This is a genomic window from Bradyrhizobium sp. 2S1, assembly GCF_011516625.5.
Lineage (GTDB): Bacteria > Pseudomonadota > Alphaproteobacteria > Rhizobiales > Xanthobacteraceae > Bradyrhizobium > Bradyrhizobium septentrionale.
On record NZ_CP147717.1, the window covers coordinates 6582901 to 6597947 of the forward strand.

Genomic DNA, 15047 nt, shown 5'->3' on the forward strand with positions numbered 1-15047 from the left:
AGGAACACATCATGTCCGAGATGAAAGCAAAGCTCCGGCCGTTCAAGGATTATCCTGCGATACACTTCCGCTGGTCGACTGATGAGAGCGGCCGTGTCGCCACCATCACGCTGAACCGGCCGGACAAGAAGAACCCGCTGACCTTCGAGTCCTACGAAGAGCTGCGCGATCTCTTCACCAATCTCAAATATGCCTCCGATGTCCGGACCATCGTGCTGACCGGCGCCGAGGGCAATTTCTGCTCCGGTGGCGACGTGTTCGAGATCATCGAGCCGTTGACGCGGATGGCGATGCCGGATCTGCTCGCCTTCACCCGGATGACCGGCGAGGTGGTGCGGGCGATGCGCAAATGCCCGCAGATCATCGTCGCCGCGATCGACGGCATCTGCGCCGGCGCCGGCGCGATGCTGGCGCTGGCGTCCGACCTGCGGCTCGCGACGCCGCAGGCCAAGACCGCATTCCTGTTCACCCGCGTCGGCCTGGCCGGCGCCGACATGGGCGCCTGCGGGCTGTTGCCGCGGGTGATCGGGCAGGGCCATGCTGCCGATCTGCTCTACACCGGCCGGGCGATGAGCGCCGAGGAGGGGTTTGCGTGGGGCTTTCACAACCGCCTGGTGCCGCCGGCCGAACTCGCTGCCGCCGCGCAGGAGCTGGCGCGCTCGCTCGCCGATGGACCGTGGTTCGCGCATGGCGTGACGAAGACGATGTTCAACCAGGAATGGGCGATGGGCGTCGACGAGATGATCGAGTCGGAGGCGCAGGCGCAGGCGATCTGCATGGTGACCGGCGATTTCCGCCGCGCCTTCGAAGCCTTCGCCGCCAAGCAGAAACCGGCCTTCGAGGGCAATTGAGATGATCGAGATCCTGCAACCGGACGGATGGGCGAAGCCGATCGGCTACGCCAACGGCATGGCCGCGCGCGGCAAGCAGATATTCATCGCGGGCCAGATCGGCTGGAACGGGCAATGCGTGTTCGAGACCGACGATCTGGTGGCGCAGATCGCGCAGACCCTGCGCAACATCGTCGCGGTCGCCGCCGCCGCCGGCGGGGCCGGGCCGGAGCACATCGTGTCGATGACCTGGTACCTCCTCGATCGCAAGGAATATTCCGCGCGGCTGAAGGAGATCGGCGTGGTCTATCGCGACGTGATCGGTCGGAGCTTTCCGGCGATGACCGCCGTCCAGGTTGCCGGCCTGATCGAGGATCGCGCCAAAGTGGAGATCCAGGCGATAGCGGTGCTGCCGGATTGAGGGGAATAGGCCTCAGAGTAATCCGTCATCCTGAGGAGCCGCGAAGCGGCGTCTCGAAGGATGCACGGCCCGGCTGGCGGCCGTCGACCCTTCGAGGCTCGCTGTGCTCGCACCTCAGGGTGACGGGAATAGATTGGAGTACGCTGAAGCAATGTTAAGCTTAAGCCCAATCATCGCGGGCCAGCCCGAGTTCGGGGCGGCAAACCTGCTTGCGGCCAGCCAAGCGGCCGTGCGACCCTAGGCGCAAGCGTAAAAACCTCCTGTTGTGAGTGGAGTAAAGGACGATGAAGGCGATTATCGTCGGAGGTGGAATCGGAGGCCTCACCGCTGCGTTGATGCTGCGCTCGCGCGGCATCAGTTGCGAGCTGTATGAGCAGTCGGAGACGATCCGCGAGCTCGGTGTCGGCATCAACACGCTGCCGCATGCGATCCGCGAACTGGCGGGGCTTGGCTTGCTCGACAAGCTCGACGACGTCGCGATCCGCACCTTTGAGCTGTTCTATCTGACGCGGCATGGGCAGCAGGTCTGGCATGAGAAGCGCGGGCTCGATGCCGGCCACGACGTGCCGCAATTCTCTGTTCATCGCGGCCGCCTGCAGGGCGTCATCCATCAGGCCGTGATCGACCGTCTTGGCGCGGACGCGATCCGCACCGGCTGCCGGCTCGGCTCGTTCACGCAGGACGAGGGCGGCGTCTCGGCCCATTTCTTCGACCGCGCCGGCAGCCATGTGCACACCGCGCGCGGCGACATTCTGATCGGCGCCGACGGCATCCACTCCAAGGTGCGCGAGATGCTGTTTCCGGATGAAGGCGGGCCGTGCTGGAACGGACTGATGCTGTGGCGCGGCGCCACCGATTGGCCGGCCTTCCTGACCGGACGCTCGATGATCATCGCCGGCGGGCTGAACGCCAAGGCCGTGATCTATCCGATCGCGCCGGGCTCGAGCCCGGCAAGCCGCCTCACCAACTGGGCGGTGCTGGTGCGGATCGGCGACGGCTCCTCGCCGCCGCCGCGCCGCGAGGGCTGGTCCAATCTCGGCCGGCGCGACGAGATGATGCCCTATGTCACTGGTTTCACGATCCCGCAGGTCGACTTCGCCGGCCTGATCAAGGCCACGCCGGAGTTCTGGGAGTATCCGTGCTGCGACCGCGATCCGCTGCCGTACTGGTCGAGCGGCCGCGTCACGCTGCTCGGCGACGCCGCGCATCCGATGTATCCGGTCGGCTCGAACGGCGCCTCGCAGGCCATCCTCGATGCGCGCTGCCTTGCTGATGCGCTGGCGCGGGCCTAACATCCGCGCCAGGCGCTGGCCGGCTATGAGCGGCAGCGGCTGCCGATGACCGCCGACATCGTCGCCTCCAACCGCCGCGGCGGTCCGGAGGGTGTTGATCGACGCCGTCGAGCAACTCGCGCCGCAGGGATTTACCGACGTCGACACCATCCTCAATTACGAGGCGCGCGAAGCGATCGTGCGCGGCTATGCGGCGAAGGCCGGCTTCGCCGCGCGCGTGGTGGCGCGGCAGTAGGTCGAGGCGAGACGATTGCTCCTCATGGTGAGGCGGCAACTTCCGATCCGTCACCCTGAGGAGGCCGCAACGCGGCCGTCTCGAAGGGTCGACGGCCACCAGCCGGGCCGTGCATCCTTCGAGACGCCGCTTCGCGGCTCCTCAGGATGACGGGAGAGAGTACCGGCGCCGGTGCTACGCCGGAGGCGGCGGTAGGAAGTGGATGTTGTGTTCGGCGGCGAGCCGCACCACGTCATCCGGGTTCTGTTCTTTCATGTTGTGGATCGCCCAGAACAGGTCGTAGAGCCTCCGCGTCGGCGACACCCAGAACAGCGTCTTGGCCGGCTGCTGCGACTTGTTGAAGATGCCGTGAGGCTTGCCCATGGGCAGGCGCACCAGATCACCAGGGGTGGCTGACTCGTCGGCGCCGTCGAGCATGAAGTCGAGCTTGCCCTCGAGGATGTAGAGGTACTCGTCCTGGTCGGGATGGATATGCGGAGGCACGAAGGTGCCGGCGGAAAGGTGGCGTGCCAGGAGAACGAATGCTCGGTGCGGCTCTTCGGCACGTAGGTTTGGCCAAGGATGCTCCAGGAAATGCCCTGGATGCCCTCATTGGCGCGGGTGATGCCGGCGATCTCGTCTTTCATCGTCATGTTTCCCTCGCTTTGTTTGGCGCGTTTTCTTCTCGCGAACCGGTGTCCACTTCGCTTGAAAACACTTTGAGTGATTCACTTGGAGGCGCAGTCCTTGGCGTAGCGGTCGCCATAGTTCGAGAACACTTTTTCGACGATCTCGGTCTGGAATTTGCCGTCCGGCCGCTTCGCGACCTTGGTGAGGTAGAAATCCTGGATCGGATAGCCGTTGGTGTTGAACTTGAAGTTACCGCGCAGCGAAGTGAAATCCGCTTTCTTCAGCGCCGCCGCGACCGCGTCTTTGTTGGAGAGGTCGCCCTTCACCGCCTTGACCGCGCTGTCGATCAACAGCGCCGCGTCATAAGCCTGCATCGCATAGGTGCCGGGCACGCCGTTGTAGGCCGCCTCATAGGCCGCGACGAACTTCTTGCTTTGCGGATTGTCCAGGTTCGGCGCCCAGTTCGCGCCGCCGAACATGCCGACCGCTGCGTCCTGCTGCGCAGGGAGAGTGGATTCGTCGACGGTGAAGGCCGAGAGCACCGGCACCGTCGCGCCGGCCTGCTTGTACTGCTTCACGAGGTTCACGCCCATGCCGCCCGGCATGAAGGTGAACAGCGCGTCCGGCTTCAGCGAGGCGATCTTGGAGAGCTCGGGCTGGAAATCCAGCGTGTTCAGCGGCGTGTAGGATTCCTCGACGACCTCGCCCTTGTAATCGAGCTTGAAGCCGGCGACGGAGTCGCGGCCGGCCTGATAGTTCGGCACCAGCAAATAGACGCGCTTGTAGCCGCGGTCCTGCGCCACCTTGCCGAGGATCTCGTGCACCTGATCGTTCTGGTACGACGTCACATAGAAGAACGGGTTGCACTCCTTGCCGGCGTAGCTGGACGGGCCCGCATTCGGGCTGATCAGGAAGGTCTTGCTGTCGGTGACCGGGCGGTGGATCGCCTGCAGGATATTGGAGAAGATCGGGCCGACCACGAAATCAACCTTGTCGCGCTCGAGCAGGCCGCGCACCTTGACCACGGCGCCGTCGGGCTTGAGCTCGTCGTCGGCGTTGACGATCTCGACATCGCGGCCGGCCATCTTGCCGCCGAGGTCCTTGATCGCGAGCGCAAAGCCGTCGCGGACCTGCTGGCCGAGCGCGGCGGCCGGCCCCGAGGTCGTCACCAGCACGCCGATCTTGATCTTCTCCTGCGCGGCCGCCGGGGTGTCTGCGATACCCAGCAGCGCCGCCAATCCCGCGAGCTTCGTCAATTGCTTCATCTCACTCCCCCAACCCCTGGCTCGATGCCTCGGCTTCAACTTGTTTGGCCTCAGCTTAGTCCGACGCGCGCGACCGCTGCAAGCGATGCGGCATCGTGTCAGGGCGATCGTCGCGCAGCATCCACTCGCCGCACATGCAAGCGCCGCGCCAATTGCTTGAAGTTTAAAGAAATTGCAGGATCGGCCTGATGTAGCAGGCAAGATTCGCATTTGTCCTTGCGGGGCGAGGCGAATTGCTTGAAGCTCAAAGCAATCGGTCCGACCGGAACCCGCTGTAGAGGCGCGATCGCCGCATGATCCTTGATTCCGAAACCAAAGCCGTCGAACTGCCCGACGATCACGGCACCGAGCTCAGGCTGTGGCTGCGGCTGCTGACCTGCACCACGCTGATCGAAGGCGAGGTGCGCAGCCGGCTGCGCGAGAAGTTCGACGTCACGCTGCCGCGCTTCGACCTGATGGCCCAGCTCGACAAGGTATCCGACGGCATGACGCTGTCGGACCTGTCGAAGCGGATGATGGTGTCGAACGGCAACGTCACCGGACTGGTCGAGCGCCTGGTCGAATCGGGCCATCTCGATCGCCGCACCTCGGAGACGGACCGCCGCGTGCAGTTCATCCGGCTGACCAAGCTCGGGCGGGCCGAATTCCGCAAGATGGCGACCGAGCACGAGAAATGGATCGCCGATATCTTCGGCGACCTCTCGCCGAAGGACATCCGCGAACTGATGCGGCTGCTCGCCAAGGCAAAGGGCTCGGCGCAGCGCGCCGCCAAGGCAAGGACGGCGTAGCGCCGTGACCGACATCGATTATGAGGTCGAGTACAACAACCGGGCGCGGGTGCCGGAAAATCCGGCGCTGATGGCCGGCTGGGCGAGGGACTCTGCGGCCTATCGCGAGCAGCACCCGCCGCGGCGGCTGACCTATGGTCCGGGCAGCCGCAACGTCATCGACCTGTTCGAAGCCGATCGTGACCGGCCACTCGTCGTCTTCATCCATGGCGGCTACTGGCAGGCGCTCGACGGTTCGTCATCGAGCCACTGCGCGCGCGGCCTCAATGGCCACGGCATCAGCGTCGCGGTGCCGAGCTACGATCTCTGCCCCAACGTCTCGGTCGGCGATATCATCGAGGAGATGCGCGGGGCGTCACGCGAACTGACGAAGCTCGGCCGGCCGTTGATCGTGTCGGGGCATTCGGCGGGCGGACATCTTGCCGCATGCATGCATGCTCGCGACCGATTGGCCGGCCTACGACGCGACGCTGCCGAAGAACCTGGTCAGGGCTGCTTACGCGATCTCCGGCCTGTTCGATCTCGAGCCGCTGGTCGGCACCTCCGTCAACAAGGCGCTCGGCCTCGACCGCGCCGCGGCAAGGTCGGCGAGCCCGCTGTTCTGGAAAGCGCCCGCGGGCGCGACGCTCGATGCCGTCGTCGGCGGCAATGAGAGCAGTGAATATCATCGGCAGAGCCGGACCATCGTCGACGTCTGGGGCAAAGCGGGCGTGGCAACGCAGTTCGACGTCGTGACCGATGCCAATCATTTCACCGCGATCGCACCGCTTGCCGACCCGGGATCGGCGATGGTCGCGCGGCTGACGCAGCTCAGGCAGATCTGAGGTTCGGGGATCGCCGGCTATTCCGCGCGATTTCCACCCTTGCGCCAAATTATTTTAAGTATAAAATGATTGGCGATTGGAACGCTGCCGGGCGTCCTCGATCCTGGTCTTCTCGATGTTGATTTGATCTTGATGTTGATCTTGGCCTTTCTGGATGGAAAGCGAGGGGCAATCGAATGTCAGGTGAATTTCCCGGGCTCGGCCCATCCGGGCATATTGACGATTTCGCGCGGCGCAACCTGCCGCCAGTCGAGCAATGGCCGCAGCTGCTGCTCGACCGGCCTGAATTCTGCTATCCCGACTATCTCAACGCCGCGGTCGAACTGACCGACCGCATCGTCGAGCAGGGCATGGGCGATCGCATCGCGCTGATCGGCAACGGCCGCCAGCGCACCTACAAGGAATTGACAGATTGGTCGAACCGCCTGGCGCATGCGCTGGTGGAAAATTACGGCGTCAAGCCCGGCAATCGCGTCCTGATCCGCTCGGGCAACAACCCGGCGCTGGTTGCGGCCTGGCTCGCAGCGACCAAGGCGGGCGCGGTTGTCGTCAACACGATGCCGATGTTGCGCGCCGGCGAATTGGCCAAGATCGTCGACAAGGCCGAGATCGCGCTGGCGCTGACCGACAGCCGCATCGCGGATGAGTTGGTGGCCTGCGCCAAGACCAGCAAATTCCTCAAGCAGGTCGTCAATTTCGACGGCACCCAGAACCACGATGCCGAACTCGACCGGATCGCGCTGAACAAGCCGGTGAAGTTCGATGCTGTGAAGACCGGCCGCGACGATGTCGCACTGCTCGGCTTCACGTCGGGCACCACCGGCGAACCCAAGGCGACGATGCACTTCCACCGCGATCTCCTGATCGTGGCGGACGGCTACGCCAGGGAAGTGCTCAATGTGACGCCGGACGATGTGTTCGTCGGTTCGCCGCCGCTCGCTTTCACCTTCGGCCTTGGCGGGCTCGCGATCTTCCCGCTGCGCTTCGGCGCCACCGCGACGCTGCTGGAGAACGCGGCGCCGAGCGAGATGATCAGGATCATCGAAACCTACAAGGCGACGATCTGCTTCACGGCGCCGACCGCCTATCGGGCGATGATGGCCGCGATGGACAAGGGGGCCGATCTGTCCTCGTTGCGCCTCGCGGTCTCGGCCGGCGAAACGCTGCCGGCGCCGGTGTTCGAGAGCTGGACGACGAAGACCGGCAAGCCGATCCTCGACGGCATCGGCAGCACGGAGCTGCTGCACATCTTCATCACCAACCGGACGGGTAGCGCGGTCGGCGGCGCCACAGGCACGCCTGTTACCGGCTACCAGGCCAGGATTGTCGACGAAGACATGAACGAGCTGCCGCCGGGCCAGGTTGGCAAGCTGGCGGTTCGCGGCCCGACCGGGTGCCGCTATCTCGCGGACTCCAGGCAGACCAAATATGTCCGCGATGGCTGGAACATCACCGGTGACGCCTTCGTCAGCGACGAGAACGGCCGGCTGTCGTTCGTGGCGCGTGCCGACGACATGATCATCTCGGCGGGCTACAACATCGCCGGCCCCGAGGTCGAGGCCGCGCTGCTCGGGCATCCCGATGTCGCGGAGTGTGCCGTGGTCGGCGCGCCCGACGAGGAGCGGGGACAGATCGTCTCAGCGTTCGTGGTGCTGAAGCAGGGTGCGCGCAACGACGATGTCGAGGTCAAGCTGTTGCAGGATCACGTCAAGGCGACGATCGCGCCATACAAATATCCCCGCGCGATCGCCTTCGTCGAGGCGCTGCCGAAGACCCAGACCGGAAAGATCCAGCGCTTCAAGCTGCGAGAAGCTAGAGCATTTTCCGATCACGTTGCGTCGTAACCAGCCGCGACGAGATAATTTTGGCACTCCTCGGGTGAGAAGCGCTTGAGAGCGTTGGCGATTGCTTGCCAGAGATCGGGCATGGTGCGCGCTGCGGCGGCCCGCAACAGGGCTTTCAGTTTAGAGAAGGCCATTTCGATCGGGTTGAAGTCTGGACTGTAGGGCGGAAGATAGAGCAGGCTTGCTCCGACCGCCCGGATGGCCTCTCGAACGCCATGGACCTTGTGAGCGGGCAAGTTGTCCATGATAACGGTATCGCCCGGCCGCAGCGATGGGGCGAGCAATTGCTCGACGTAGGCCAGGAAAGCGTCGCCATCCATTGGACCGTCCAGAACAAGCGGCGCGATCAGACCGTCGGAGCGCAATCCAGCGGTGAATGTCGTCGTCTTCCAATGTCCGTGTGGGATAGCTGCACGACATCGCTCGCCGCGTGGCGAGCGGCCGTAAAGCCGCGCCATTTTGGTGTTGGCGCTGGTTTCGTCGATGAAGACGAGACGCTCAGGGTCAAGATCGATTTGCCCTTCGAACCACTCCTCACGCGCGGCATTTATATCGCCGCGCCGTTGCTCGGCGGCGTGCGCTGTCTTTTTTTAAGTGTGATCTTTCTGCGCTGGAAAAAACGCCAGAGCGACGCGATGCCAGTCGATATTCCACGACGTTTCAACAGTTCTCGCAACTCGGCGAGCGTGATATCCGGCTTCGCTGTCACTGCCTCCAGAATCAATTGCGAATGCGCTTCGATGCGCTGCGATTTGCGGTCACCGCCCTGGCGTTTAGGAACGATGTCGCCAACTTCCTTGAGGCGACCGCGCCAGCGGATCGCACTGGCCGCGCTGACACCAAAGCGCTCAGCAGCCTGTCGACAGGACATGCCACCGTCAATCGCGGCTATCACCCTTTGACGAAGATCAACCGAAAGCGCCCTGGCCATACATGCTGGCCTCCCTCGCCAGCATGCAGCTTGAATCTGACTCGCGCCGTTTTGGGAATCCCCACCCGATTCATTCCGGTCGGAAAATGCTCTAGTTGAGAGCAGGGCGCCGGCTGCGGCCGTCGCCATCGAGAGTTCAATGCGCGCCGGCGCCGCCCGCCGCGCTCTTCGGCTTGCCGGTCAGCACGATCGCGATTGCGGCGAGCACCAGCACGACGCCGATCACCGCAAACGCGTCGCTGAAGCCGAGCACCAGCGCCTGGCGCTTGACGATATTGCCGATCGCCACGATCGCCTGGCTGTGTGCGGTGGCGGGGTCCGAGATGCCGTGGCTGAGGAAGTAGTTGGTGACCTCGGCGATTCGGGTGCGCACCTCCTCGCGGCCGAGATGGACGGACTGGCCGATGATGTTGGAGTGGAACTGCTCGCGCTTGGTGACGATGGTCGCGAGCAGCGCGGTGCCGATCGCGCCGCCGAGGTTGCGCATCATGTTGGAGATGCCGGAGGCCGCCGGCGCATCCTGCGGCGCGACGCTGCCGAGGCTGATCGCGGACAACGGGGCCAGCGTAATCGCCTGGCCGACGGCGCGGACGATGTTCGGATAGAAGAACTGGTCGCCGGAGTAGTCGAGCGACATCTGGATGTTCATGAAGGAGGAGACCGCGAACAGCGCCATGCCGGTGAACGCGATCAGGCGGGCATCGAAGCGCTGCATCAGCTTCGGCACCAGCGGAATCAGGATCAGCTGCGGCAGGCCAGTCCAGGCCAGCACCTGGCCGATCTGCTCAGCATTGTAGCGCTGCACCTGGCCGAGATAGGCGGGCAGCAAATAGACCGAGCCGAACAGCGCGAAGCCGACGAACACCGCCGAGATGGTGCCAAAGCCGAAGCTGCGCTCGGTCAGCAGCCGCAGCCGGAGCAGCGGCTTCTCGACCACGAGCTCGATCACGACGAACAGGGTGAGGCTGACGGCTGCGATCACCGCGAGCCTGACGATGAAGGGCGAGCCGAACCAGTCGTCCTTGTTGCCTTCCTCCAGCACCGCCTGCAGCGACGAGAGACCGATCGCCATTGTGATGATGCCGAGCCAGTCGCCCTCGCGGAGCAGGTGGAGCTGCATCGGCTGGCGTTCCAGCGTGAAATACAGGGTGATGACCATCACCGCGGTCGGAATCACGTTGACGAAGAAGATGGTCTGCCAGCCGTAATTCTCGGTGAGGTAGCCGCCGATGGTCGGGCCGATCGCCGGGGCAAAGGTCACAGCGAGCGCGAACATCGCCAGCCCAATCGGCTGCTGCGGCTTCGGCAGCTTGGTGAACACGAGCGTGAACGCCATCGGGATCAGCACGCCGCCGAAGTAGCCCTGCAAGCCGCGCATCGTGATCATCGACGGCAGATCGTGGGTGAAGGCACAGGCGACGGAGAAGATCGCGAACAGCGTGGCGTGGACGATCATGATCTTGCGGAACGAGAACACACGGCTGAGGTAGTCGGTCAGCGGGATCACCACGATCTCGCCGATCAGGTATGATGTCGAGATCCAGGAACCATTGTCGACGTCGGTGCCGATGCCGCCCTCGATGTTGAGCAACGAGGCGTTGGTGATCTGGATGTTGAGGATCGCCATGAAGGCACCGATCATGGCCGCCAGGATCGAAATCCAGACGGTCACGCTGGCGCGGTTGGGATCGACGGCGGCCGCAGCGCGGGGCGCGGCGGCGGGGGAGGAGAGCGCGAGGTCGGACATAATATCACCTATTTGAACGAGGCGACAGCGAGTTTCGGGGTGGCCTTGGCGTGCGGGGCGTCCTCGGCAGGATGTGAAAGCGTCGCGATGGACGGGATCACGGACATGCCCGGCCGCAGCTCGACGGAAGTTGCGTCAAGCACGATCTTCACCGGGATGCGCTGCACCACCTTGGTGAAGTTGCCGGTGGCGTTGTCAGGCGGCAGCAGCGCGAATTCCTGACCGCTCGCCGGCGCGAGGCTGTCGACATGGCCGCGCACGACCTGACCGGGGAACATGTCGACCTCGATCTCGACCGGCTGTCCCTTGCGAACATTGGTGAGCTGGGTCTCCTTGTAGTTCGCGATCACATAGGCGCCGCTGGCCGGCACCAGCGACATCAACTGCGTGCCGGCCTGGACGTACTGGCCGGTGCGCAGCGTGCGGTTGCCAACGACGCCGTCAATCGGGGCGGTAATGGTGGCGTAGCTGAGATTGAGCTCGGCCTGGTGCTGCAGGGCAGTGGCCCGTCCCAACGCTGCGACCGCCTGGGCGATCTCGGCCTTGAGCAGCTCCACCTGGCGCTGGGCGGAGGCGAGGTTCGCGGTGTCGCGGGCGATCGCGGCTTGCGCGCTGGCGTACCGCGACTGGGCCTGCTGCGCGTTCTGCACGCTGCCGTAGCCGGTGCCGGCGAGGTCGGTGTAGCGCTTGTTCTCCTGCTCGGCGAAAGTCTGCGTTGCGGTGTCGACATCGAGCGTCGCACGGGCGGCTTCGATCACGGAATGCTGCACGTCGAGCTGCGCGCGCTTGCTAGTGATCGCAGCTTCAGCGGCGGCGACGTCAGCCTTCGACTGATCGAGCGCGACCTTGAAATCGCGGTCATCGATCCGCGCCAGGACCTGGCCGGCGCGTATATGCTCGTTGTCGCCGACCAGCACCGCGCTGAGATAGCCGGAGACCTTGGGTGCGATGGTCGTGTTGTCGGCCTTCACATAGGCGTCGTCGGTCGAGACCTGAAAGCGGCCGACCGTCCAGTAATCCCAGCCGTACCAGGCGCCACCGGAGAGGAGGGCGAGAGCTGCGCCGGTCAGCAGCAGGCGGCGAAGCTTGCCCTTGGCGGCGGGCGCCCTTGAGGCCTCCGGAGCGGCGATCAATTGCTTGGCGGTCTCGGCCGGAACCTGGCTCTCGGCCTTGAATGATGTCTCATGCTGGCTCATGGCGGCGCTCCTGATCCGTTCTATCCCGTTGTAAAATATTGCCTATTCCGGTGGCGGCTGGCGGGATTAATTAGGAAACTTGATTTTTTCCAAAATAGAGCCCATATTAGGAACGTCAATAGAATGACAGGCATCATCTAAATGGCTCGGATCGACCGATGAACGGAAAGGGCAAAGGTCAGGCAGGACCTCAGGCAGGACAAAGCGCGCCGGCACCGGAGCGGCGCGGCCGCGGGCGGCCCCAGCTGCGCTCCGACGACGAGACGCGCGCGCTGATCTATGAGGCCGCGCGGCGTGAGTTCTCGGAACGCGGCTTCGCTGCGGCCAACATCGCCGACGTGGCCTGCCGCGCCGGCGTCTCCACCAAGACGCTCTACCGGCTGATCCCGACCAAGCTCGCGCTGTTCGAAGGCATGGTGACGGACAGGGTGGACCGGTTCGTGTCGATCGTGAATCTCGGCGCCTGCGACGGCCGCAATATTGCGGCGGCGCTGGAGGCCGCCTTGCTGAGCTGCGCCGAGCTCATTCTCGATGGCGAGGTGATCGCGTTGCAACGGATCATCCTGGCCGAGAGCGACAAATTCCCCGACATTGCCGAGACCTTCTACGAAAAGGCCATGCAGCGCACCGTCGCCGCGCTGGCGAATTGGCTTGGCGTGCAGCAGAGGCGGGGGCGGATCGTATTGGACGATGCCGAGACTGCCGCCGGCATGCTGCTCGGCATGCTCGTGTTCAAGCCGCAACGCGACGTCATGTTCGGGCACAAGCCGCCGCCGGCACGCAGCGAGATCGAGGCGCGCGCCAGGGCCTGCGCGGCCCTCTTCCTGTCCGGATGCGCGGTGCCGGCCGACCAGACCAGCAAGCAGAGTGGAGACGCGTGATGCCGGAGCCGGGGCCGACCTACACCGTCGAGGCGCAGATTTCGCGCGACGATCAGGCCAAATGCCAGGACGTGCTGACGCGCTGGATGGCGGCGCTCAATGGTTATGATGCTTCAGCCATGGATGCGCTGATGCACATCCCGCATGTGCGGATCGCGGGCGGCGTGGTCACGGTTTATCAGCAGTCCGGCAACAATCCGATGGACCTGTTCGAGCGGCTGCGCAAGCAGGACGGCTGGCACCGCAGCGCCTGGAACGAGACGACGCTCGTGCAGTCATCGCCGGCGAAAGCGCATTACGCCGTTCGTTACACGCGCTATCGCGAGGACGGATCGATCATCGGGATCTACGATTCGCTTTACGTGCTGAGCCTGCTCGACGGCGCCTGGAAGATCCAGAGCCGCTCGAGTTTCGGACCCTAAGCGTGCCCTGCTACTTGGCTGCCACCGCTGATGCCGGCGGTTGGGCCAGCACCTGGCGGATCATCCGTGCCAGATCGGATTTGCGATAGGGCTTCGGCAATAGCGTCACATCGGGGTCGAGACGGCCGTGGTGGATGATCGCGTTCTCGGTATAGCCGGAGGTGAAGAGCACGCGCACCGACGGCAGCTTCGCGATCACCGCATCGGCCACCTGCCGGCCGTTCATGCCGCCGGACATGATGACATCGGTGAACAGCACGTCGCAGACGAACCCGTTTTCGACGGCAGCCAATGCCTCGGGGCCGTTGGCGGTGACCATCGTGTGGTAGCCAAGCTGCTCGAGCTGGGCGCTGACATAGTTGCGGACCAGCGGATCGTCCTCGACGACCAGGATGGACTCATTGCCGCCACGCGTGTCGACCAGAGGAGGCGGCTCGACGTCGACCATGTCGCCGCTGCTGCGCGGCAAATAGAGCTTGATCGAGGTGCCGTGGCCCTCTTCGGAATAGATCTTGAGGTGGCCGTCGGACTGCTTGATGAAGCCGTAGACCATGCTGAGCCCAAGGCCGGTGCCCTTGCCGGTGTCCTTGGTGGTGAAGAACGGTTCGAACACCTTTTCGCGGATCCCCTCCGGAATGCCGGCGCCGGTGTCGCTGACTGCGACCATCACATATTCGCCCGCCCGCGCATCGAGATTGGCGGCGGCATAAACCTCGTCGAGGATGACGTTGCTGGTCTCCAGCATCAGCTTGCCGCCATCGGGCATCGCATCGCGGGCATTGAGGGCGAGATTGAGCAGCGCGGTCGACATGTGGTTGGGGTCGATGAAGGCCGGCCAGGCGTCGGGCTCGAGCGCGGTATCGATTTCGATCTGCTCGCCGAGCGAGGGGCGCAGCAGCCGCGCGGTGTCCTGCACCAGCGTGTTGAGGTCTGCTTCACGCGGTTGTAGCGGCTGTTGCCGCGAGAAGGCCAGCAAATGCTTGGTCACCTCGGCGCCGCGAAATGCCGCGTCGCTGATCATTTTCGTCACCGATGACAGCGCGGCATCATGTTCGACCGCCTCGGCGAGGATGTCGATCAGGCCGGTGATGACGGTCAGGATGTTGTTGAAGTCGTGCGCGATGCCGCCGGTGAGGTGACCGACAGCCTCCATCTTCTGCACCTGGCGGAGCTTCTGCTCGGCTTCGAGCTGTTCGCGGGCGGCCTCGACCTCGCGGGCGCGCATGAAGATTTCGGCTTCCATCTGCTCGGTGCGCTCGCGCAGCAGGTCCGTCAGCTTGTCCTGCTCGGCGCCGCGCTGCTTCAGTTGGATGAAGCTGGTGACGTCTTCGACCCGATGGATGATGTAGGTGAACTGGCCGCTCGGCCCGAGTACCGGCGAATTGCGCGGGCTCCAGTAACGTTCCTCGAAGCCGCCGCCCTCCGAGTCGGGCTTGCGGATATCATACTTCTGCACCCACATGGTGTCGGGACGGCGGAACTGGACCACCCGCTCGAGCGAGGCGCGCAGGTTCCGTACCCCGTCGGCGGCCGGATCGTCGGGATTGTCGGGAAAGACTTCGAACAGCCCGCGCCCAAGGATCGCGGCGCGCTCGGTCTTGGTGGCACGCAGATAGGCGTCGCTTACTGCCACGATGCGGAAGTCGGGCTGGGTCAGCACCAGATAGAGGCCGGGCGCCGCCTCGAATACCGCCTTGAAGTCAGGCATCGGCGGGGACTGGTTCTGCAGTTCATCCTCCCTTGGGGGATACGGTCCGCCAGG

The 15047-nt window shown here is 64.4% G+C and carries 12 protein-coding genes and 3 pseudogenes; 9 read left to right on the plus strand and 6 right to left on the minus strand.

The genetic code is table 11. From position 1 onward, the window contains the following. Positions 1–11: 11 nt before the first annotated feature. From HAP54_RS30940 to HAP54_RS30950, 3 genes and pseudogenes are all read left to right on the plus strand, one after another. Positions 12–851 (plus strand): enoyl-CoA hydratase family protein, encoded by an 840-nt coding sequence (locus tag HAP54_RS30940; RefSeq protein ID WP_175619245.1) that lies wholly within the window; start codon positions 12–14, stop codon positions 849–851. Position 852: 1 nt separating this feature from the next. Further along, complete coding sequence (locus HAP54_RS30945; RefSeq protein ID WP_166293937.1) at positions 853–1251, plus strand: RidA family protein; 399 nt, start codon at positions 853–855, stop codon at positions 1249–1251. A 284-nt stretch (positions 1252–1535) separates the two neighbouring features. Further along, a pseudogene (locus tag HAP54_RS30950) lies at positions 1536–2778 on the plus strand (flavin-dependent oxidoreductase). Between the two features lie 174 nt (positions 2779–2952). Here HAP54_RS30950 and HAP54_RS30955 read toward each other — a convergent pair. Beyond that, positions 2953–3404 (minus strand): annotated as a pseudogene (locus HAP54_RS30955) (cupin domain-containing protein). A gap of 81 nt (positions 3405–3485) precedes the next feature. After that, complete coding sequence (locus HAP54_RS30960; protein ID WP_166293939.1) at positions 3486–4652, minus strand: ABC transporter substrate-binding protein; 1167 nt, start codon at positions 4650–4652, stop codon at positions 3486–3488. Positions 4653–4945: 293 nt separating this feature from the next. Here HAP54_RS30960 and HAP54_RS30965 point away from each other — a divergent pair, with 293 nt between their 5' ends. The 4 genes and pseudogenes from HAP54_RS30965 (at position 4946) to HAP54_RS30980 (ending at position 8108) form a co-directional block, all read left to right on the plus strand. After that, positions 4946–5440, plus strand: coding sequence for a MarR family winged helix-turn-helix transcriptional regulator (locus tag HAP54_RS30965; RefSeq protein WP_166293941.1), 495 nt, complete (start codon positions 4946–4948; stop codon positions 5438–5440). A gap of 70 nt (positions 5441–5510) precedes the next feature. Then, positions 5511–5828: pseudogene (locus HAP54_RS30970) on the plus strand (alpha/beta hydrolase); the annotation flags it as partial. A gap of 46 nt (positions 5829–5874) precedes the next feature. After that, positions 5875–6264, plus strand: coding sequence for a hypothetical protein (locus HAP54_RS30975; protein WP_224742085.1), 390 nt, complete (start codon positions 5875–5877; stop codon positions 6262–6264). A 176-nt stretch (positions 6265–6440) separates the two neighbouring features. Further along, positions 6441–8108, plus strand: coding sequence for a benzoate-CoA ligase family protein (locus tag HAP54_RS30980; RefSeq protein ID WP_166293943.1), 1668 nt, complete (start codon positions 6441–6443; stop codon positions 8106–8108). On the opposite strand, the gene HAP54_RS30985 is transcribed toward HAP54_RS30980, so the two are convergent. The 3 genes from HAP54_RS30985 to HAP54_RS30995 all read right to left on the minus strand — a co-directional run bounded on the left by HAP54_RS30985 (position 8093) and on the right by HAP54_RS30995 (position 11982). Further along, positions 8093–9039 (minus strand): IS630 family transposase gene (locus HAP54_RS30985; protein ID WP_166293531.1). Its coding sequence is split into 2 segments (ribosomal slippage): positions 8093–8700 and positions 8700–9039, totalling 948 coding nucleotides; the frame shifts between segments, so codons are not numbered across the junction. The two genes, HAP54_RS30980 and HAP54_RS30985, sit on opposite strands and share 16 nt — an antisense overlap. A gap of 136 nt (positions 9040–9175) precedes the next feature. Then, positions 9176–10786, minus strand: coding sequence for a DHA2 family efflux MFS transporter permease subunit (locus tag HAP54_RS30990; RefSeq protein WP_175619246.1), 1611 nt, complete (start codon positions 10784–10786; stop codon positions 9176–9178). 8 nt (positions 10787–10794) lie between these two features. Next, on the minus strand, positions 10795–11982 hold the full coding sequence (locus tag HAP54_RS30995) for an HlyD family secretion protein (RefSeq protein WP_166293947.1): 1188 nt from the start codon (positions 11980–11982) through the stop codon (positions 10795–10797). A 158-nt stretch (positions 11983–12140) separates the two neighbouring features. On the opposite strand from HAP54_RS30995, the gene HAP54_RS31000 reads away from it, so the two are divergent. Continuing rightward, on the plus strand, positions 12141–12863 hold the full coding sequence (locus HAP54_RS31000) for a TetR/AcrR family transcriptional regulator (protein WP_166293948.1): 723 nt from the start codon (positions 12141–12143) through the stop codon (positions 12861–12863). Beyond that, positions 12863–13285 (plus strand): hypothetical protein, encoded by a 423-nt coding sequence (locus tag HAP54_RS31005; RefSeq protein ID WP_166293950.1) that lies wholly within the window; start codon positions 12863–12865, stop codon positions 13283–13285. The genes HAP54_RS31000 and HAP54_RS31005 overlap by 1 nt, the downstream gene beginning before the upstream one ends. A 10-nt stretch (positions 13286–13295) precedes the next feature. Here HAP54_RS31005 and HAP54_RS31010 read toward each other — a convergent pair whose 3' ends face one another. Then, positions 13296–14993, minus strand: a complete 1698-nt coding sequence (locus HAP54_RS31010; RefSeq protein ID WP_166293952.1) for an ATP-binding protein — start codon at positions 14991–14993, stop codon at positions 13296–13298. Positions 14994–15047 lie beyond the last annotated feature (54 nt).

Bases quoted from the DNA above. Each gene is read 5' to 3' on its own strand.
- HAP54_RS30940 (WP_175619245.1), top strand. From the start codon at position 12: ATGTCCGAGATGAAAGCAAAGCTCCGGCCGTTCAAGGATTATCCTGCG.
- HAP54_RS30945 (WP_166293937.1), top strand. From the start codon at position 853: ATGATCGAGATCCTGCAACCGGACGGATGGGCGAAGCCGATCGGCTAC.
- HAP54_RS30960 (WP_166293939.1), bottom strand. From the start codon at position 4,652: ATGAAGCAATTGACGAAGCTCGCGGGATTGGCGGCGCTGCTGGGTATC.
- HAP54_RS30965 (WP_166293941.1), top strand. From the start codon at position 4,946: ATGATCCTTGATTCCGAAACCAAAGCCGTCGAACTGCCCGACGATCAC.
- HAP54_RS30975 (WP_224742085.1), top strand. From the start codon at position 5,875: ATGCTCGCGACCGATTGGCCGGCCTACGACGCGACGCTGCCGAAGAAC.
- HAP54_RS30980 (WP_166293943.1), top strand. From the start codon at position 6,441: ATGTCAGGTGAATTTCCCGGGCTCGGCCCATCCGGGCATATTGACGAT.
- HAP54_RS30990 (WP_175619246.1), bottom strand. From the start codon at position 10,786: ATGTCCGACCTCGCGCTCTCCTCCCCCGCCGCCGCGCCCCGCGCTGCG.
- HAP54_RS30995 (WP_166293947.1), bottom strand. From the start codon at position 11,982: ATGAGCCAGCATGAGACATCATTCAAGGCCGAGAGCCAGGTTCCGGCC.
- HAP54_RS31000 (WP_166293948.1), top strand. From the start codon at position 12,141: ATGAACGGAAAGGGCAAAGGTCAGGCAGGACCTCAGGCAGGACAAAGC.
- HAP54_RS31005 (WP_166293950.1), top strand. From the start codon at position 12,863: ATGCCGGAGCCGGGGCCGACCTACACCGTCGAGGCGCAGATTTCGCGC.
- HAP54_RS31010 (WP_166293952.1), bottom strand. From the start codon at position 14,993: ATGCCTGACTTCAAGGCGGTATTCGAGGCGGCGCCCGGCCTCTATCTG.